Source organism: Polaromonas sp. P1_G4 (genome assembly GCF_056405475.1).
This window is the reverse complement of sequence record NZ_JBFUCA010000828.1, coordinates 1-1,245: the sequence shown is the minus strand read 5'-3', so window position 1 is coordinate 1,245 and position 1,245 is coordinate 1. Positions and strand designations below refer to the sequence as shown.

Here is a 1,245-nt window from a genome sequence, read left to right as displayed (position 1 = left end):
ATCTTTTGCCGTTCCGCAATTCGCTCAGTCATGAAATCTGCGCAATCGCCGTATGCCGAGGCAGAGGTTGCTGACACGCCCGCTAGCGCAACCGCCTTAGCCAGATTTAATACCGTACCCGAGACAGAAGCAATTACCTGAGCCGTTCGATCATCAGCTTCGGCGCTCAGCGACTTGATCATCCCGTTCGGGTGAAGTTTGATGGTGGCAGCGGTAACCTTCATGGGTGAGTTGAGCAACTCGTAGCGAAGGCTGTAGGTTTCGAGTGGATCAGGCTCCAAATGGAGTACCGCTGAGCCCGCAACTAACTCGTACGCCAAGACTGGGGCACCACCTGGTGACAATATTGAGCATCCCTTGACAAGAAACCTGGCTTCAGCGTCGAAAGCTGCCATAGGCAGGTTGTAGAGCACACCGACCGTCRCATCCGCCTCTTTCGATACAGGTTTTGTTTGTAGTTGGGTCGTGCAACCGGCAAGGGCCAGCGACGCGGCCGTCAGAATCGAGAGTTTGAGCATGGGATCCCCCCTTTTTTTGATGTGTGGCGCTTGATTCTTGGTGAGCCGAGCTCATGGCGCATCATCTGTTTAGGGGAGCTTTGGCAGCGGGAGGCCCAATTGCCAATATTGCCCAATTGCCGATTGGAGTGTGAGCACGCCGTCGTGCCTTAGCCAACGATTCCGCTGGGAACGTGGCTGGCGTTGGGTCTTTACGAGCTAGTCTGGAATGAGGTGATATCGGGACGGCCGGGCAGGTGGAGCGTTGCCACCACCTCCGGGGTTTGCGCCAGCAATTGGCCCTTCTTCCACACTTTTAATCGGTTCGCCCGCAAGCGGATKGYCTCCACCGGGTCGCGCGCCTGGAGCAACACAAAGCTTGCGTCGCAGCCTACGTCCAGGCCATAGCCCTGCAAATGCATGGCCCTGGCGGCATTGACCGTCACCGCGTCGAAGCACTGGCGWATGCCKKYCTGGCTSGTCATYTGCGCCACGTGCAGGCCCATGTGCGCCACYTCSAGCATGTCGCCSSWGCCCATGCCGTACCAGGGGTCCATCACGCAGTCGTGACCGAAGGCGACGTTGACGCCTGCCGCCATGAGCTCGGGCACGCGGGTCATGCCGCGGCGCTTCGGGTACGTGTCGTGGCGGCCTTGCAGGGTGATATTGATCAGCGGGTTGGCGATGACGCTGACGCCACTCTCGGCGATAAGCGGCAGCAGCTTGCTGACATAGTAGTTGTCCATGC

At 58.8% G+C, this 1,245-nt stretch carries 2 protein-coding genes; both read right to left on the bottom strand.

The annotated features are described in order from the left end of the window. Positions 1 to 518, bottom strand: a 518-nt coding sequence (locus AC1D1X_RS23740; protein WP_477699404.1) for a hypothetical protein, incomplete at its 3' end; no start/stop codon positions are given. 191 nt (positions 519 to 709) lie between these two features. Next, positions 710 to 1,245: amidohydrolase family protein (locus AC1D1X_RS23735; protein WP_477699403.1), on the bottom strand; the 536-nt coding region annotated here is incomplete at its 5' end.